Origin of the sequence: Bacillus pumilus (assembly GCF_038738535.1) — a bacterium.
Taxonomy (GTDB): domain Bacteria; phylum Bacillota; class Bacilli; order Bacillales; family Bacillaceae; genus Bacillus.
The window spans coordinates 2568703-2585899 of the sequence record NZ_CP046128.1 but is presented as its reverse complement, the minus strand read 5'-3'; the positions used below and the strand labels follow the sequence as shown (position 1 = coordinate 2585899).

The 17197-nt window shown below is 43.5% G+C and carries 19 protein-coding genes; 14 read left to right on the top strand and 5 right to left on the bottom strand.

Annotation, left to right across the window (positions count from 1 at the left end):
- Nucleotides 1-41: 41 nt before the first annotated feature.
- Nucleotides 42-1340: an NCS2 family permease gene (locus GKC25_RS13095; RefSeq protein ID WP_034665455.1), complete on the bottom strand. Its 1299-nt coding sequence runs from the start codon at nt 1338-1340 to the stop codon at nt 42-44.
- 94 nt (nt 1341-1434) lie between these two features.
- On the opposite strand from GKC25_RS13095, the gene pepV reads away from it, so the two are divergent.
- Both pepV and GKC25_RS13085 read left to right on the top strand, forming a co-directional pair.
- Nucleotides 1435-2835, top strand: a complete 1401-nt coding sequence (gene pepV, locus GKC25_RS13090; protein ID WP_034665458.1) for a dipeptidase PepV — start codon at nt 1435-1437, stop codon at nt 2833-2835.
- A gap of 23 nt (nt 2836-2858) precedes the next feature.
- Nucleotides 2859-3485 (top strand): Type 1 glutamine amidotransferase-like domain-containing protein, encoded by a 627-nt coding sequence (locus GKC25_RS13085; protein ID WP_034665461.1) that lies wholly within the window; start codon nt 2859-2861, stop codon nt 3483-3485.
- A gap of 48 nt (nt 3486-3533) precedes the next feature.
- Here the strand turns inward: GKC25_RS13085 and cysK are convergent, their stop codons facing one another.
- Complete coding sequence (gene cysK, locus GKC25_RS13080) at nt 3534-4463, bottom strand: cysteine synthase A (RefSeq protein ID WP_425389364.1); 930 nt, start codon at nt 4461-4463, stop codon at nt 3534-3536.
- 94 nt (nt 4464-4557) lie between these two features.
- Between cysK and thpR the strand changes: the two genes are divergently transcribed.
- The 4 genes from thpR (at nt 4558) to GKC25_RS13060 (ending at nt 8132) form a co-directional block, all read left to right on the top strand.
- Nucleotides 4558-5109 (top strand): RNA 2',3'-cyclic phosphodiesterase, encoded by a 552-nt coding sequence (gene thpR / locus GKC25_RS13075; protein ID WP_342689829.1) that lies wholly within the window; start codon nt 4558-4560, stop codon nt 5107-5109.
- A 25-nt stretch (nt 5110-5134) separates the two neighbouring features.
- The gene (locus tag GKC25_RS13070) at nt 5135-6070 is read left to right on the top strand and encodes a hypothetical protein (protein ID WP_034665469.1); all 936 of its coding nucleotides are present in this window, start codon (nt 5135-5137) and stop codon (nt 6068-6070) included.
- Between the two features lie 48 nt (nt 6071-6118).
- A complete protein-coding gene (locus tag GKC25_RS13065) occupies nt 6119-7048 on the top strand; it encodes a YegS/Rv2252/BmrU family lipid kinase (protein WP_034665473.1) in 930 nt (309 codons plus the stop codon).
- A gap of 283 nt (nt 7049-7331) precedes the next feature.
- Nucleotides 7332-8132: a phosphotransferase family protein gene (locus GKC25_RS13060; RefSeq protein WP_170938436.1), complete on the top strand. Its 801-nt coding sequence runs from the start codon at nt 7332-7334 to the stop codon at nt 8130-8132.
- On the opposite strand, the gene GKC25_RS13055 is transcribed toward GKC25_RS13060, so the two are convergent.
- Nucleotides 8129-8404, bottom strand: a complete 276-nt coding sequence (locus GKC25_RS13055; protein ID WP_095286138.1) for a YtzH-like family protein — start codon at nt 8402-8404, stop codon at nt 8129-8131. The genes GKC25_RS13060 and GKC25_RS13055 overlap by 4 nt on opposite strands.
- 188 nt (nt 8405-8592) lie before the next feature.
- Between GKC25_RS13055 and trmB the strand changes: the two genes are divergently transcribed.
- The 3 genes from trmB (at nt 8593) to GKC25_RS13040 (ending at nt 11970) form a co-directional block, all read left to right on the top strand.
- Nucleotides 8593-9234, top strand: a complete 642-nt coding sequence (trmB, locus tag GKC25_RS13050) for a tRNA (guanosine(46)-N7)-methyltransferase TrmB (RefSeq protein WP_187704024.1) — start codon at nt 8593-8595, stop codon at nt 9232-9234.
- Nucleotides 9235-9350: 116 nt separating this feature from the next.
- Nucleotides 9351-10199 carry a YtnP family quorum-quenching lactonase gene (locus GKC25_RS13045; RefSeq protein ID WP_034665483.1) on the top strand — a complete coding sequence of 283 codons (849 nt, stop codon included), beginning with the start codon at nt 9351-9353 and terminating at the stop codon, nt 10197-10199.
- Nucleotides 10200-10272: 73 nt separating this feature from the next.
- On the top strand, nt 10273-11970 hold the full coding sequence (locus GKC25_RS13040) for an NAD-dependent malic enzyme (RefSeq protein WP_106038073.1): 1698 nt from the start codon (nt 10273-10275) through the stop codon (nt 11968-11970).
- A gap of 43 nt (nt 11971-12013) precedes the next feature.
- Here the strand turns inward: GKC25_RS13040 and GKC25_RS13035 are convergent, their stop codons facing one another.
- Nucleotides 12014-12328 carry a PepSY domain-containing protein gene (locus tag GKC25_RS13035; RefSeq protein ID WP_003217759.1) on the bottom strand — a complete coding sequence of 105 codons (315 nt, stop codon included), beginning with the start codon at nt 12326-12328 and terminating at the stop codon, nt 12014-12016.
- Nucleotides 12329-12527: 199 nt separating this feature from the next.
- On the opposite strand from GKC25_RS13035, the gene GKC25_RS13030 reads away from it, so the two are divergent.
- The gene (locus GKC25_RS13030) at nt 12528-13601 is read left to right on the top strand and encodes a M42 family metallopeptidase (protein ID WP_034665489.1); all 1074 of its coding nucleotides are present in this window, start codon (nt 12528-12530) and stop codon (nt 13599-13601) included.
- 129 nt (nt 13602-13730) lie between these two features.
- On the opposite strand, the gene GKC25_RS13025 is transcribed toward GKC25_RS13030, so the two are convergent.
- The gene (locus tag GKC25_RS13025; protein WP_034665492.1) at nt 13731-14177 is read right to left on the bottom strand and encodes a YtoQ family protein; all 447 of its coding nucleotides are present in this window, start codon (nt 14175-14177) and stop codon (nt 13731-13733) included.
- A 200-nt stretch (nt 14178-14377) separates the two neighbouring features.
- On the opposite strand from GKC25_RS13025, the gene GKC25_RS13020 reads away from it, so the two are divergent.
- Genes GKC25_RS13020 through ytpR form a run of 4 tightly spaced genes read left to right on the top strand, consistent with a single transcriptional unit; the run spans nt 14378 to nt 17167 of the window.
- The gene (locus GKC25_RS13020; RefSeq protein ID WP_034665493.1) at nt 14378-15406 is read left to right on the top strand and encodes a PTS transporter subunit IIC; all 1029 of its coding nucleotides are present in this window, start codon (nt 14378-14380) and stop codon (nt 15404-15406) included.
- A complete protein-coding gene (locus GKC25_RS13015) occupies nt 15393-15713 on the top strand; it encodes a thioredoxin family protein (RefSeq protein WP_034665496.1) in 321 nt (106 codons plus the stop codon). The genes GKC25_RS13020 and GKC25_RS13015 overlap by 14 nt, the downstream gene beginning before the upstream one ends.
- A 19-nt stretch (nt 15714-15732) precedes the next feature.
- The gene (locus GKC25_RS13010; RefSeq protein WP_080869489.1) at nt 15733-16545 is read left to right on the top strand and encodes a DUF1444 domain-containing protein; all 813 of its coding nucleotides are present in this window, start codon (nt 15733-15735) and stop codon (nt 16543-16545) included.
- Nucleotides 16546-16561: 16 nt separating this feature from the next.
- Entirely contained in the window at nt 16562-17167 is a 606-nt protein-coding gene (ytpR, locus tag GKC25_RS13005; protein ID WP_034665498.1) for a YtpR family tRNA-binding protein, read from the top strand.
- The last annotated feature ends 30 nt before the right edge of the window (nt 17168-17197 follow it).

Below are 17197 nucleotides of genomic sequence, written 5' to 3'. Positions count from 1 at the left end.
AAAGACACATCCCTTGTTAGAATGTGCCTTTTTTGTTTCTGTTATCCTTCTAAGAAAAAGAGCTGAATGAAAAATAAAATGGCAAAGATGAGAACAAGTACATGTACTTCTCTCCATTTCCCTTTTGCCAGTTTCACAAGGGGATATGAGATAAATCCAAGTGAAATTCCTGTAGAAATACTAGATGTCAGCGGCATGGAAAGGATCACAAGAAAAGCAGGGAATGCTTCGTCTAGCTCGTTCCAGCGAATGCGTGACACTGAGTTCATCATCAAGCACCCGACAATGATGAGAACAGGTGATGTGATGGATGGTAAAGAAGAAATGGCTTGAACGAGCGGGCCGAAAAACAATGCCACAATAAACAGTGCAGCGACCGTTAAAGACGTTAGTCCAGTTCTTCCGCCAGCAGCAACCCCAGATGATGATTCAATATAAGCTGTTGTTGGGCTTGTCCCAAACATAGAACCTATCGTCGTTGCAGCAGAGTCAGCGAGCAGAGCTCTGCGTACCTTTGGCAGCTGGCCTTTTTTCATGAGTCCTGCTTGTTCAGCCACTCCGATCATTGTGCCCGTTGTATCAAAAATCGTCACTAGTAAGAAGGAGAAGACGACAGCATATAAATGATGAGAGAATACATCGCCAAAAGCAGCGAATGGATTTGTAATCAGCATGCCTTCGGGTAGTGCAGGGATGTCCATCAGCATTTTAGGGAAATGAAGCTGGCCTGTTACGAGCGCAATCAGTGTCGTCGCTAACATGCCGATAAACAGAGCGCCATTTATTTGAAGAACCATTAAAATAACAGAGATCATTAAGCCGACAAGCGTTAATATGACAACAGGCGAGTTTAAGTTGCCAAGCTTCACTAGATTTTCAGGGTCAGCTGCGATAATCCCAGACTGACGGAGGCCGATAAATGCAATGAAAAGCCCGATTCCTGCTGTAATGCCGTACTTTAAATTATCTGGAATGGCTTGAATCAGTTGTTTTCTAAGGGATGTTAACGATAAAATAATAAAGAGTATACCAGCAACAAATACCGCACTGAACGCTGTTTGATAGCTGATGCCGCCACCACCGACAACTGTAAAGGTGAAATAGACATTCAGCCCCATGCCTGGTGCAATAGCAATCGGATAGTTTGCAAATAGTGCCATCCAGAGCGTACCGACGACAGCAGCGATAATTGTTGCAGTAAAGACTTGGTCAAAAGGAATGCCTGCTTTTGAAAGAATTCCTGGGTTAACGGCAACAATATATACCATGGTAAAGAATGTCGTCATACCAGCGATTAATTCTCTCTTTATGTTGGTTTGGTTTTCTTTTAACTGAAACATAAAATCCTCCATTTACGAACATTATTACAAAACAATTAATATAATATTCGTTTTAAGGATGGATTGCAACCTTTTTTCAAGGAGGAATGGAAAAATGAATTGGGAAGCTGAAGTGATACGAAAAAAAGACGACTTAATTAAGGACACACAATCTTTTTTGCAAATTGAAAGCGTCCTTGATGAAGAAGGTGGAAAAAAAGGAAAGCCATTTGGTGAAAAAGTCGATCAGGCCCTTCAGTATATGCTGAAAAAAGGGGAAGACGAAGGATTCACAGTCAAGAATGTCGATGGCTATGCAGGTCATATTGAATATGGAGAAGGCGAAGACATTGTAGGTGTGCTATGCCATGTGGACGTTGTGCCTGCTGGTGACGGCTGGACAACCCCGCCATTTTCAGCGGACATAAGAGAAAATAAAATATTTGCACGAGGGGCCATTGATGATAAAGGTCCAACCATGGCGGCTTTCTACGCGCTAAAGATGATAAAAGATACAGGGATGAAGCTGTCAAAAAAGATTCGAATGATCATTGGAACGGATGAAGAAAGTGATTGGCGCTGTGTGGACCATTATTTCAAGCATGAGGCGATGCCGCAAATTGGATTTGCGCCAGATGCCGATTTTCCGATTATTCATGCTGAAAAAGGGATCATTGATGCCATCGTGTCATTTACATATCAACATACAGAAAATCATCAGCGCTATACGCTCAAGCAATTCACATCGGGTATGCGGCTGAATATGGTGCCGGATGAGGCAGCTGCCACTGTGACAGCTGCACAAGATCACGATGATGAATCATTAAAAACAGCTTTTGAAGCTTATCTTGCTCACAATCATTTATCAGGTGAGGTAAAGAATGCAGCGGACGGACTGCATCTCACATTAAAAGGTGAATCAGTTCATGCCATGGAGCCGGCGCATGGCATCAATGCGGGCATTCATATGGCCAATTTCCTATGTGGACAAGAGTTAGATGAAGACGGGCTTGCTTTTACCTCCCAAATCAACGCTTTATTTGATCAGGATACAAGAGGGAAAAAGCTGGGGATTGCTTGTAAAGATGAGATTAGCGGAGATTTGACTTTAAATGTTGGAACGATCCGCTATAAACAAAACGAGGAAGCGAAGCTAGGATTAAATGTCCGCTATCCAGTGACAGCAGACGGCAAGGACGTTAAAAAAGGGATCGAAGGCATCAAAGGGGCCACCCTTCTGAAATTTGACGACAGTCCTCCGCATCACGTCTCAAAAGATCATCCGCTTGTGAAAACATTGCAGCGGGTATATGAGGAACAAACGGGAGATCCAGCTAATCTGATTGCGATTGGTGGAGGAACGTATGCGAGATCTTTAGAAGCGGGCGTTGCCTTTGGTCCTCTATTCCCTGGCAGACCAGATTGCGCACACCAGAAGGATGAATATATCGAAATCGATGATCTACTAAGAGCAACCGCTCTATATGCACAAGCCATGTATGAATTGGCAAAATAGAAAAAGAGAAGAGGGGATTCACAGTGAAAAAAATGTTCTTATGCTCTTCATTCAAAGACAGCTATTCTCTCTTATCTGACTTTGCGGGTGAATCATTAAAAGGAAAACGCGTGACATTTTTTCCAACAGCCAGTGCTGTGGAAGAAGTCACGCACTATGTGGAGGCAGCGAAAGAAGCCTTTCATCAACTAGGTATGCATCTAGAGACCGTTCAGATAGCTGAGCAGTCTACTGAAGAAATCACAAAGATGATTGAACAAAATGATGTGATGTACGTATCAGGAGGCAACACCTTCTATTTGCTGCAGGAATTAAGAAAGCATCGTCTTGATGACGTGCTGAAAGAAGAAATCAATAAAGGCAAGCTGTACATCGGAGAGTCCGCAGGGAGTATCATCATGGCACCAAGCATTGAATATATCTCCGTGATGGATGATCGGCAGAAGGCAGCAGAACTTTCATCATGTCAAGGATTCAATGAGATAAGCTACTATCCGGTACCGCATATGTACAATACCTATTTAGGCGAGGCTGCGCAGCAAATCATGGAACAGTTTGAGCAGACGCTTGATTTATGCCCGCTTACTGATGAGCAGGCTTTACTCATCACAGGGGAGCAGGCTGAGGTGAAGTCCGACAAATCGTCCTAACCTTGAAACGAAGAAAAAGGAACAGGGATTCATGACCCTGTTCCTTTTTTAATCTTGAAAAACATCACTTGATAAGTATCGTTCGCCTGTATCTGCTGTCATACAGATCACGATTTGTTCTGCCGGCAGTTGCTTGGCTGTTTCAATCGCAGCATAGCAGGCTGCACCAGATGATGGACCAACTAAAATTCCTTCAAGCCGGGCAAGCTGACGTGTGATTGTGTACGCATCCTCATCGCTTACTTGCACGATCTCATCATAGACATGCTCGTTTAAAATATGGGGAATAAATCCTGGGCTTGTGCCAACAAGTTTATGTTTGCCAGGTTTCCCGCCAGATAAGACTGGAGATCCCTTTGGCTCTGCCACACGTATGGTCAAATGAGGGAATGCCTTCTTTAATTCCTCTCCGGTGCCTGTAATGGTTCCGCCAGTTCCTGCTGTTGCGACAAAGGCTCCAAGGGGCTTTCCAAGTTGTTTTACAGCTTCCATGATTTCAACAGCCGTTGTGCCTCTATGTGCATCTGGGTTCGCCCCATTATCAAATTGCATCGGGATAAAGCTATGAGGAATTTGAGACGCCAGTTCCTCTGCCTTGCGAATACAGCCTGGCATTTTTTCTTCTCCTGGGGTTAAAACGACCTGCGCCCCATAAGCCTTCAAAATATTGATTCTTTCCTTTGTCATCGTATCTGGCATGACAAGGATTGCTTTATAGCCTCTTGCTGCTGCGTTCATGGCTAAACCAATCCCTGTATTCCCACTCGTTGGTTCAATAATGGTCGCTCCTTTTGTAAGCTTTCCTTGCCTTTCAGCCTCGACGATCATATTGTAAGCAGCGCGGTCCTTCACACTGCCGCTAGGATTAAATGATTCCAGCTTTAAATAAACAGCTGCCGCATTGCCTGGCTGAAGCCGCTGTAATTTAACAAGTGGTGTATCGCCAATCAGCTCAGCTATATTTTGTGCAACCTTCATCATGTGACACCCTTTCTTCTCATTCTGCATTTCTTTAGTTATACTATCATCAATGGGGATTCGTAAAGTTTGTTAAAAAAGGACAGGTGATATTGTGGCAGAAAACCGTCATTATTTTATAGGGATTCACATCCCTGAACAACTTGCGCATCAAATCAAAAAAGACATGGATATAAGGAGCGGACTATCCTTTCAAAAGTGGACAGCACCAGATGATTATCATGTGACCCTGATCTTTTTAGGTGCCATTCCAGATGAGCGTTTAAAAAAGATCATCGAGCTGCTTGATATCCTTTCAAATGAAGCCGCTGCATTTTCACTAGAGCTGAATGAGGTAGGACAGTTTGGCATGAAGGAGCGCCCGAGAGTCTTTTTTGCAAAACCTAATGAAAGTGAACCGCTCATGCAATTAAGAGAAAAGGTGAAAGAAGCCGTATTGTCAGCAGGACATCCTGTTGAAAAGAGACCGTTTCATCCGCATATGACGATTGCGCGAAAATGGAACGCGGCTCACTCTTTTGCAGAACAAGCGCCTTTACGCAAAGAGCCATACGTGATAGAGGTTTCTTGTATGACTCTATTTGAAATACGTCCGAAAGAAACCCCGCGTTATCACGCAATCAAACAATTTGCACTACATAAATGATTCTAAAAGTTGGAGTGAGCAGCAGATGGCGCAAATTATCAAAATTCAAGATTATATATCACGATATGAACAAGACCCGCATCACTACATCAATCAATTCATTCGATTGAAAAAGCAAAGGTGGGACGAGTTAAAAAAGGCTTCAAAACAGGAGGCGCAGCATTCATTTGACCAAATCTCTGAACAAGTGCCTGAACAAGAGGAAGAAAAGAGAAAGAAATTCTCCTTAAAAAGAAAGCAAAAAGAAGCCGATATGAAAAAGGAACGGGACCTGAGTCTTTTTAACGAGCCGACAGATATAGAGCAAGGTGTCTTTACAAACGTTCCTACCGATGAAACGAAGCTCATTCATTTTTTTAAGGATCATCTATACGATGTTCAATTAAAATGGGCGAGCTCGACGATTTCCCACATTTCAACCGTCTCCCATCATATTCGGTATGATGAAAAGCTGCGTATGCTTGCTAGGCAGCTTCCGGATTCATATTTTGTGATGTATAAGCCGGTGCTGCTCATTCAAAAAGCAGAGATGGAATTATGTTCAGTACTTATTACGCCGCTGGAAGTGATTTGTTTATCCTTCTTAGAGGCAGAGCCTGACAGCGTATATATCGGAACGAAGGAACGTTTTTGGGAAAAGCGGGCGAATGGGAAAGCTGTTCAGTCCGTTTTGAATCCTTGCGCAAGCCTTCTGCGCTCTGGCACCGTCGTGTCAAAGATCTTACAGCAAAGCGGTGTCGATCTTCCTGTGAAAAAAATCCTGATCAGCAGAACCTCTTATATTGACTTACCGGAAGTTCCATACGGGATGGAGGTTGTCGATAAGAAGAAGGCGGAAGATTGGTTTGAAAAGCAGCGGAAAAATACCGCGCCGACAAAGCATCAGCAATTTAAGGCGACAAAGGCATTGCTTGCTTATGGTGAATCAGACAGCAAAAGAAGGCAGGAATGGCTCGATTAAAGGCATAATGGAAGGTCACGAAAAATGAGACCTGAGTGGAGCTAATATATGAATGAATGGTACTTTATCGTTAATCCAGCAGCAGGACATGGAAAAGGACTTCGTACATGGAGGAGCATAGAGAAAGAATTACAAAAGGTGGAGATCTCTTATCGATCGTTTCTCACCCAGCATGAAGGTCATGCAGAAGTATTGGCAAGACAAATTAGCGCCATGCAAGATGACAGGCTGAAGCGCCTGATTGTCATTGGCGGTGACGGCACCATTCATGAAGTCCTGAATGGCTTAAAGGAAATGGATCATGTGCAGTTAAGCTTTGTTCCCGCCGGTCATTGGAATGATGCGGCGAAGGGCCTCGGCATCCATCGTCAAGATGTCCTAAAAGAAGTGAGAAAGCAAAAGAGAATGCTCACCAAAACATTTTCTCTCGGCTCCTTTCAAGATCATGCAGAAAGCCCGCAATCCGTTCTCTTTCTCAATCATATCGGTGCTGGGTTTGATGCGCATGTGCTAAGGAAAACAGTGCATTTCAGAGGAAAAAAGTGGCTGAAACGGCTGGGGCTTGGGTTTATCATCTACCCGCTGTCATTTCTCCATTCTTTATGGTCCTTTAAGCCGTTTGACCTTGCGCTGTTTATTGAAAATGAGAAGAAGGTCTTTCGCCAAGTATGGTTTGTGATTGTATGCAATCACCCCTATTACGGAGGCGGGCTGGAAGCAGCACCGGAAGTGAGCGCGAGGCAGCCAGGCTTTCAAACGATCGTTGTCACGGATTTGAATCCATTCAAAGTGCTCTTGTTTTTAAGTGCGATGGTGTTTCGAAAGCATCTTGGAATGAAGGGCGTTACCCTGTATCAGCACGAGGAAGCGTACTTGGAGGCAGATGCAAAAATCTTATTTCATGCAGATGGAGAAGTGATCGGCGCAACGCCTGTCTTTGTGAAGGCGAGTGAGCGCTCCTTAAAATTACGTGCTTAAATGGCTTCTCGTGAATGCCCTAGTCAAAAACCATGAAAAAAGCCTTCCTTTTCATAAGGTTCTTGTCCTGATTTTCTAGTTTTGCTTGACGAGTATAAGAAGGTAACGATAAAATCTATAGGACGGCTATTGTTTAGCATCTCATTCTCAATAGCTGTCCTTTTTGTTTTTATGATCATATAAATAAAAAAGAAACAGCCAATTGATCTTCAATCGGCTGAATTTTGTCGACTAAAAAAGCAAGATTTAAAATATTTTAAGAAATGATGGGTTGAAAATTGATATGAACTGGTTGGGACAAATATTAGGTAGCGAATGGCACATCTCTCCTGCTGGAGGCGCTACGGGAGATGCGTACTTCGCAACACACAATGACCAAAAGCTATTTTTAAAACGCAATACGTCACCGTTTCTTGCGGTTTTGTCAGCTGAAGGCATTGTGCCGAAGCTTGTCTGGACAAAACGAATGGAAAATGGGGATGTCATCACTGCGCAGCACTGGCTGAGCGGCAGAGAGCTGAAGCCAAAGGACATGAATGACCGTCCTGTAGCAGAGCAGCTAAGAAAAATTCATACATCTAAAGAATTGCTTGATATGCTGAAAAGATTAGAGAAGCACGCTCTACACCCAGAATCCATTTTGAAGCATTTAAAACAGTCCATATTAAAAGAGCAAATCGATTCACAAGACATTACACGTGCCATCCAGTACTTAGAGAAGCATGTGGAGGCAGTCCAATTTGAGGACAAGGTCGTGTGTCATTGTGACCTCAATCATAATAATTGGCTGCTGACAGATGAAAATCAGCTTTACTTGATCGATTGGGATGGGGCGATGATTGCTGACCCAGCCATTGATCTTGGACCACTTTTATACCATTATGTTGAAGAAGAGAACTGGGAAAGCTGGCTCTCGATGTACGGTGCCCCGCTGACGGACAATTTGCGAAAACGCATGGATTGGTACGTCCTCGCTGAAACCGTATCGTTTGTCGTGTGGCATAAAAGAAAAGGAAATGAAAAAGCGCAGCAAGAAGTGCAAGCGGAGCTGAGCGCACTCTTAAAGCGGTTAAACATCCATTAAGACATAGGAATATTCTCGACCCACTCTGACAAATGCGATTGATGCTCCTCGATATGTGCATCAATTGAACTGACAGAAGTGCCCTTTTGGCTGTAATCATAAATATCTGTTAATAATTGACGAATGTCGGCATCAAGGTCTTCTTTTGCCAGCATTAATTGAATCACACGTCCCACCTGTTCATATTCTGCAACAGTCCCGCAGCAATCCAACTGGTGATCGGTTAAAATATCTTTGATTAATTGAAGCTGATGTTGACGGTTTAATCCCATACGTATGCTCCTTTTCTGCGTGTCATTTATGTGGTTAAACTGTGCATTCAGCGCCCAATTTATACATGCGGCAGACCAGCTCAAGCGAAGGGCTGGTCTTTTTCATATGCGCATAAAGATGCTGTCTTGCGGGTCTTTATGTTTCATGGTATCTTGATAAAATGTAAAGAAAATAGAGGTGTATCAAATTGAGAATGCGACATAAACCATGGGCTGATGATTACTTAGCTGAAAATGCTCATATTGCCTTAGCTAGCCCCGAGCAATATAAAGGGAAATGGCATGAGCTGTTTGGAAATGATCATCCAATCCATATCGAAGTTGGGACAGGAAAAGGGAGCTTTATCGCTGGAATGGGCAAGCTTCATCCTGATATCAACTATATTGGCATTGAATTATTTAAAAGTGTCATTGTGACAGCAGTAGATAAAATCAAAGAGACAGATGTTGAAAATGTAAAGCTTTTGAACATTAATGCTGAAACGCTGACAGATGTGTTTGCGGAAAATGAAATTGACCGGGTGTATTTGAATTTCTCTGATCCGTGGCCAAAAGCAAGGCATGAAAAGCGCAGATTAACGTTTAAGGCCTTTTTAGAGCGATATGAACATATTCTCCGTCCAGGTGGTGAATTGCATTTCAAAACAGATAACCGCGGATTATTTGAATATTCCTTAAAGAGTTTTTCTGCATATGGCCTTCTTTTAACGTATGTCAGTCTAGATTTGCATAAGGACGGATTAGAAGGAAATGTGATGACTGAATACGAAGAGAAATTCTCGTCTATGGGACAACCCATCTATCGATCAGAAGTAAAATTTCCAGAATAACAAGTGACATCAAGCTGGCTGCAAAGAAAAATTGCAGTCAGCTTTTTTCATGAAAAGATTGATGCATGCGATTTTCAGCTGTATTTGCTACGATAGAAAAAGGAGGGATGACAGCAATGGAGACAATGAAAATAGGTGACATGGAACTGTTCTGGTTAAATGGGGGAGATACACACATGGACGGCGGTGCGATGTTCGGTGTAGTGCCAAAGCCGTTATGGTCAAAAAAATACCCGGTGAACGATCGCAATCAAATTGAACTGCGGTGTGATCCGATCCTCATTCGGTGGAATGGTCTTCATTTATTAGTGGATTCCGGCATCGGATCAGGGAAGCTGACAGATAAACAAAAACGCAATTACGGCGTAACAGAAGAGACGAAATTGGAACAATCGCTAGCGGCACTCGGCCTGCAACCAGCTGATATTGATTACGTTTTAATGACACACCTTCACTTCGATCATGCAAGCGGGCTGACAAAACGTGAGGGAGAAGAGCTCGTGTCTGTTTTTCCGCAGGCAAAAATCATCACATCCAAAATCGAATGGGATGAAATGAGGGCGCCTAACATCCGCTCAAGAAATACATATTGGAAAGAAAACTGGGAGCCTATAGCAAATCAAGTGGTGCCATTTGAAGAAAGCATCGAAGTAACAAAAGGCATTGGGCTGCATCATACAGGCGGTCATAGCAATGGCCATAGCATCTTAACGCTCACAAGTCAGGGCGAAACAGCGATTCATTTGGCTGATATCATGCCAACACACGCTCATAAAAATCCATTATGGGTCTTGGCTTATGATGATTACCCAATGACTTCGATTCCAGCTAAGCAAAAATGGCAGGCATTTGCAGAAGAAAAAAATGCGTGGTACTTGTTTTATCATGATGCGATTTACCGCGCTGTAAAGTGGGATGAAGACGGGCAAATCACACATGAAGTTAAAAGAGAAACAGGAAGATAAAAGATCATCTGCATGTTTTTTCGCCTTTCACACAAAATAACGACAAAATGAACTTGTGAAAGGAAGAGTGCAGGTGAACCAATTTTATCGTGTACATGGTGATGTCATTGAAACACCATTAAGAGGGATGGAAGTCATGTCCGTCCCTTATTTAAACAAAGGGGTTGCATTTACTAAGGAAGAGCGGGAAGAGCTTGGTTTAAAGGGATTTCTACCGCCTAAGGTTTTAACATTAGAGGATCAGGCAAAGCGTGCATATGAGCAGTTCAAGGCACAGCCGGATGAACTGGGGAAAAATGTGTATTTAACATCACTTCATGACAGAAACGAAGTGCTTTTTTACAAATTACTAAATGAGCACTTGGCGGAGATGCTGCCGATTGTCTACACGCCGACTGTTGGAACAGCCATTCAGCGTTATAGCCACGAGTATCGAAAGCCAAGGGGGCTTTATTTATCGATTGATGATTTGGAAGGCATGGAAGAGATTTTTGCCTCTTACGGTGTTGATGAATCAATTGACTTAATCGTTGCGACAGATGCAGAAGGCATTTTAGGTATTGGAGACTGGGGTGTTGGCGGTATTGCCATTTCAGTCGGGAAACTTGCTGTTTATACAGCCGCAGCAGGCATTGATCCTAGCCGCGTGCTGGCCGTTGTGCTTGATGCCGGGACGAACCAGGAAAGTCTCTTGAATGATCCGCTTTATGTTGGAAATCAGCATTCTCGCGTTCGAGGAGAACGTTATGATCAGTTCATTGATCAATATGTAGAGCTTGCCCGCGCAACTTTTCCAAATGCACTCCTTCACTGGGAAGACTTTGGGACAAAAAATGCCCGAGCCATATTGGAAAAATATAAGGAACGTATTTGTACATTTAATGATGACATTCAAGGTACTGGAGCTGTTTCACTTGCTGCGGTTCTGGCATGTGCAAAAGCTTCGAAGGTTCCGCTGAAAGATCACCGAATCGTCATTTTCGGAGCGGGTACGGCAGGGATTGGCATAGCGGAGCAGATCCGTGATGCTCTCGTAAGAGACGGTGTCAAAGAAGAGGATTCATATGATCATTTCTGGTGTATTGATAAAAGAGGATTGCTTACAGATGATTCGCCTGACATTCAGCCATTTCAAAAGCCATATGCAAGACGTTCTGACGAAGTAAAGGATTATGCTCGTAACGGTCCTAAGCATTCCATTGATTTATTAGAGGTCGTCAAACAGGCGAAACCAACCATCTTAATTGGCACCTCGACGGTAGGAGGAGCATTTACAGAGGAAATTGTGAAAGAAATGGCGTCACACGTGGAGCGCCCAGCCATTTTACCGATGTCGAACCCAACACCTCTTTCAGAAGCAAAGCCTGAAGATCTCATCGAGTGGACAGAAGGACGCGCCCTTGTGACAACGGGAAGCCCATTTGATCCTGTCGAATATGGCGGCGTGACATATGAAATTGGTCAGGCGAATAATGCACTTGTGTTCCCAGGGCTTGGTCTTGGAACGATTGTGTCTAAAGCCCGCCTTATAACAGACAGCATGTTTGTTGCGAGTGCTGAAGCGATTGCCAGCATGGTCAATGTCGGAAAGCCGGGTGCAGCGATGCTGCCAAGTGTGGATCAGCTTCGAACTGTTTCAGCGACAGTGGCTGTCCGTGTGGCGCAAGCAGCGATCGATGAAGGAATTGCAGAGGAAACGCCTGAGGATCTCATTCAGGCTGTACAGGACGCCATGTGGCATCCTGTGTACAAAAAAATCAAAGCCATATAAAAAAGAAGCTTCGCAAGGACACGCCTTTGCGAAGCTTTCTTTATCAAGCCACAGAATCAATGACATCAACGATCATGCCTGTTTTGGCATCAATCATGACTTCGTACTGTTCAAGCTCGCCAAAGGCTGAGCGAGTAATGCCAGATTTGTACACATCAATCGTTTCACCATTTACGGTATACGGTTCTGGTACAGTATAAATCCAAGAGCCATCAATCGGGCCGCGCTGTTTAAAAGCAGATTTCACAATTTTTAATGCTTTTTCAGACGAGATATACGTAGGGAAAAATACTTTCTTTGCAACAATTGCAGCGGCTACGCCAATACTCGCACCAATCAGAACATGTTTTAACTTCAACGTGCTGCACCTCCGTATTGCTGTTTTTTCCATTATACAAAACTTGTCCATTGATGTTAAGGAATCCGAATACTTGAAAGCATATTCAAAATTTCTGGAGAGATACTTGGAAAACCGAAAGAATTCTTATAGTATAAAGTGAGTGTTATTTTTATAGGAATATATATGGTCATTACATAGAAACGAGGTAAACCGTAGAATGAATGAAGAAACATTGTCGCTTTTCCGAAATTTAACAGAATTACAGGGAACTCCAGGTAATGAGCACCATGTGCGTGCTTTTATGAAAAAGGAACTTGAGAAATATTCTGATGAACTCATTCAGGATCGTCTTGGCGGTGTGTTTGGCGTACGCAAGGGGCCGGAGAACGCACCTAAAATTATGGTGGCTGGTCATATGGATGAAGTGGGATTCATGGTTTCATCCATCACGAAAAATGGGATGATTCGTTTCCAAACACTCGGCGGCTGGTGGAGTCAAGTCATGCTGGCGCAGCGTGTGGACGTTCATACCGATCACGGGCCAATTCCTGGTGTCGTCTCTAGTACACCACCTCATCTTCTCACGCCAGAACAAAAAAGCAAACCTGTGAAACCATCAGACATGCTGATTGATATTGGTGCAGACAGTGAAGAAGAGGCAAAAGAGCTTGGCGTTCGCCCAGGACAGCAAATCGTGCCTGCAACAGTCTTTACCCCAATGGCGAATCCCAAAAAGATTTTAGCGAAGGCTTGGGATAACCGCTATGGCTGCGGACTTGCGATTGAGTTATTAAAAGAAATAAAAGACGAACCCCTTTCATGTCACCTGTATTCAGGTGCAACGGTTCAAGAAGAAGTAGGGCTTAGAGGGGCAGAGGTAGCTGCCAATATGATTCAGCCGGATCTGTTCTTTGCTTTAGATGCAAGTCCTGCAAACGATGTGACAGGTGACAAAACCCAATTCGGCCAGCTTGGGAAAGGTGCACTTCTGCGTATTTTTGATCGAACAATGATTACGCACCGCGGGATGAGAGAATTTGTGCTCGATACTGCTGAGTCAAACAGCATTCCATACCAATACTTCGTATCACCGGGTGGTACGGACGCTGGGCGTGTGCATGTGTCAAACCAAGGCGTGCCTTCTGCTGTCATTGGGGTTTGCGCTCGCTACATTCATACAAGTCATTCAGTATTGCATGTGGATGATTACGCAGCGGCAAAAGAATTAATTGTCCGCCTTGTGAAAAACTGTGATCAAAGTACAGTGGATTCTATTTATCAACAGGTGTAAATGTAATAGAAAAGGCTGCCTCTTTCATGAGAGCAGCCTTTAGTGTGTATATGTAGACAAAACCTCGCATTCATTGCCAGGTCTGCAAAGGTTTCGAAAAGAGGAAAAAAGGTTGCAGTTTCACCTTTTTTATTGCTGTTCAAACACGTAAGATAACGACTTGATCGCTTGGTTCACGGTTTCTACAGTGATATTCGCTTTGTTTGATAGTTCCTTTAACGGATGGTGCAGTTCTTTTGGGCGGATCAAAATGAGAGGTTTTCCTTTTGCGATGGCAGCAGATGCATCCATTGCCGTGTTCCACTGTTTATATTTCTCACCAAAGCGAGCAATGACGACGTCTGCCTTGTTTAATAAGATCTCAGTACGGAAATTGTTCAAATCAGAAGCCGCATCATCTTTGAAAATGGCATTCGGCTGCTCACCTAAAATGTCCTCACCAATGTGATCTGAGCGGTCATGATTCTCCATTGGACCAACAAACGTCACCGGCAGTTTCAACGATTGGCTTTTCTCCTTGATTTCATCACGCCACTGGCTATGAATTTCTCCTGCTAAATAGACGGTTAATTGCATAACGATCTCCTCCTTTTGTACAAACTTAGTAAAGGTTTGCCCTGTTTCTTTTCATGTTACACAAGAAGTGCTTGATAAAGCAAAAAAAATATGATTATGATATTCATGGTAGAGACTATTTTTCATCGTAAGAATACTACATATAATGGGAAGGACAGGCCTCTTCGTCTTTCCTATGAGAAAGCAGGAAGACGACGTTGATGACTTATTTGAAAAGAAAGGGGATCTCCCTTTCGCCAAAAGTGTATTTCATTGATGCACTCTCTTATATGGCTTTAGGTCTATTTGCTACATTAGTGGTAGGGCTGATTTTAAAAACAGCAGGCGGTCTGTTATCACTTCCGCTCATCATCAAAATGGGAACACTTGCGATGGGGCTCATGGGACCAGCAATCGGTGTAGCCGTTGCGTATCGCTTACATGCATCTCCTTTGATCATTTTTGCAAGTGTTGTCTCAGGTGCTGCAGGAGCAGAGCTTGGTGGACCTGCTGGAAGCTTTGTCACAGCATTAATTGGTGTGGAACTCGGCAAGCTGGTCAGTGGTGAGACAAGAATTGATATTATTTTAACGCCGCTTGTCACCATTATTACTGGCTTTTTCACCGCCGCTTTGATCGGTCCTGGGATTGAAGCCATGATGACAGGGCTTGGCAGACTCATCATGTGGGGGACTGACCAAAGTCCGCTCATCATGGGCATGCTAGTAGCGACCATTGTTGGACTTGCCCTCAGCTCACCGATTTCAAGTGCGGCGCTTGCGCTCATGCTTGACTTAAGCGGAACAGCGGCTGGTGCTGCAACGATTGGCTGCTGCGCTCAAATGGTCGGCTTTGCCGCTGCAGGCTTTAGAGAAAATCGTTTTGGCGGTCTTGCTGCTGTCGGCATTGGCACGTCAAAATTGCAGCTGCCGAACATTGTGAAAAATCCCCTTATCCTTATTCCGCCGACGATTGCGGGCCTCATTCTCGCGCCAATTGGTATTATTGGCTTTGGGATGGTCAATAATGCGGCAGGGGCAGGTATGGGAACGAGCGGCCTCGTTGGACAGCTCATGACACTGACCGTTATGGGATTTCATCCATCCGTTTTTCTGGCGATCGCTCTTTTGCATATCGTTGGCCCGGCAGTGATTAGTTTGGTAGTATCAGAATGGATGAGAAAGAAAGGCTATATACAATTCGGAGATTTAACCATACAAACTGGAGGAATGAAACATGAAAAAAATTGAATCAAACGAAGAATTACAAAAAGTGATTCAAGAAGACTTAACAGTATTGCTATTTTCAGCTGACTGGTGCCCGGACTGCACCTTTATCGAACCATTCTTGCCAGAGCTTGAAGCAAACTACCCAGAATTTGAGTACTTCTATGTGGATAGAGATCAGTTCATTGACACTTGCGCAGAGTGGGAAATTTACGGCATTCCAAGCTTTTTAGTTTTTAAAAATGGACAAGAGGTTAACCGCTTTGTCAGCAAGGATCGTAAGACGAAGGAAGAGATTGAAGCATTTTTAACAGATTCTCTTTCTAAATAATGAAAGGAGAGTCTAAATCATGACAAAAATGACATCAAGACAGCTTGCGAACGAACTCAAAAGCCGTCTGACAAATGACAGCTGGTCACACCAGTTTGACCGAGAAAAAGATACGCTTCGTATTGAAGATAAACAAACAAGTAAAGGTATTACACTAGAGCTCCCGCCAATCATTGCAAAGTGGGAAGTAAAGCCTGATGAAACATTAGATGAGATCGTTTACTATGTGAAAGAGGCGCTAAGTGCCATGAAAGGCGAAGCGCAGCACATCTCAGGAAAAGAAAAGCAGATCTATCCTGTCATTCGTTCCACTTCCTTTCCTGAGGCATCAAGTGATGGCATTCCTCTAGTTTTTGATGAGCATACAGCTGAAACGAGAATCTTCTACGCACTTGACCTTGGAAGCACCTACAGATTAATTGATGAGAAAATGCTTCAAAAGGAAAACTGGACAAAAGAGCGAATTAGGGAAACTGCAAGCTTCAATGTCCGCTCACTTGAAACTGTGGTGAAAATGGATGAAGTTGCAGGCAATCGGTTTTATTTCTTCCGTGCGAATGACGGATATGATGCCAGCAGACTTTTAAATGAATCGATTTTACAAGAATACGCGCAAAAAATAGAAGGACAGATGGCCATTTCTGTTCCCCATCAAGATGTATTCATCATTGCAGATGTTCGCAATGAATCAGGCTATGATATTTTAGGACAGATGTCGATGAGTTTCTTCGCCAGCGGCACGGTTCCGATTACCGCATTGTCATTTTTATATGACGAGGGCAAGCTTGAACCGATCTTTATTCTTGCTAAAAGCAGACCAAAACAGCAGTAGAAGGGAATTTTGAAGAATGAACGTTTTTTATAATGCAGAAGGTGTAGGCGACACACTCCTTATTTCATTGAAAGATGTGACGAGAGAAGAAGTAGGTCATGAGACGTTTGGAGATGTCGTAAGAATCTTCAATCAAGAAACAAAAGAAACAACAGGTTTTAATATCTTCAACGCATCCACTTACATGAAAATTGAAGAAAACGGATCTGTACCGCTATCTGAAACACTTGTTCAAGATATCAACGAAATTTTAAACCGCAACGGTGTAAGTGAAACGTTGACTGTAGATCTATCACCAAAATTTGTTGTCGGTTATGTGAAGGAAAAAGAAAAGCATCCGAATGCAGATAAATTAAACATTTGCCAAGTAGATGTTGGCGATGAAACATTACAAATCGTGTGTGGTGCACCAAATGTTGATCAAGGGCAATATGTCGTGGTTGCGAAGGTTGGTGCGGTGATGCCAAGCGGTTTGGTCATTAAAGATGCTGAGCTAAGAGGTGTTCCATCAAGCGGAATGATTTGTTCAGCAAAAGAACTAGATCTTCCAGACGCGCCTGCTGAAAAAGGGATTCTTGTTCTAGAGGGAAGCCACCAAGCTGGCGAACCCTTTAAAGCGTAACCTCCCATAAACGGGCATATAGGAGCGAAG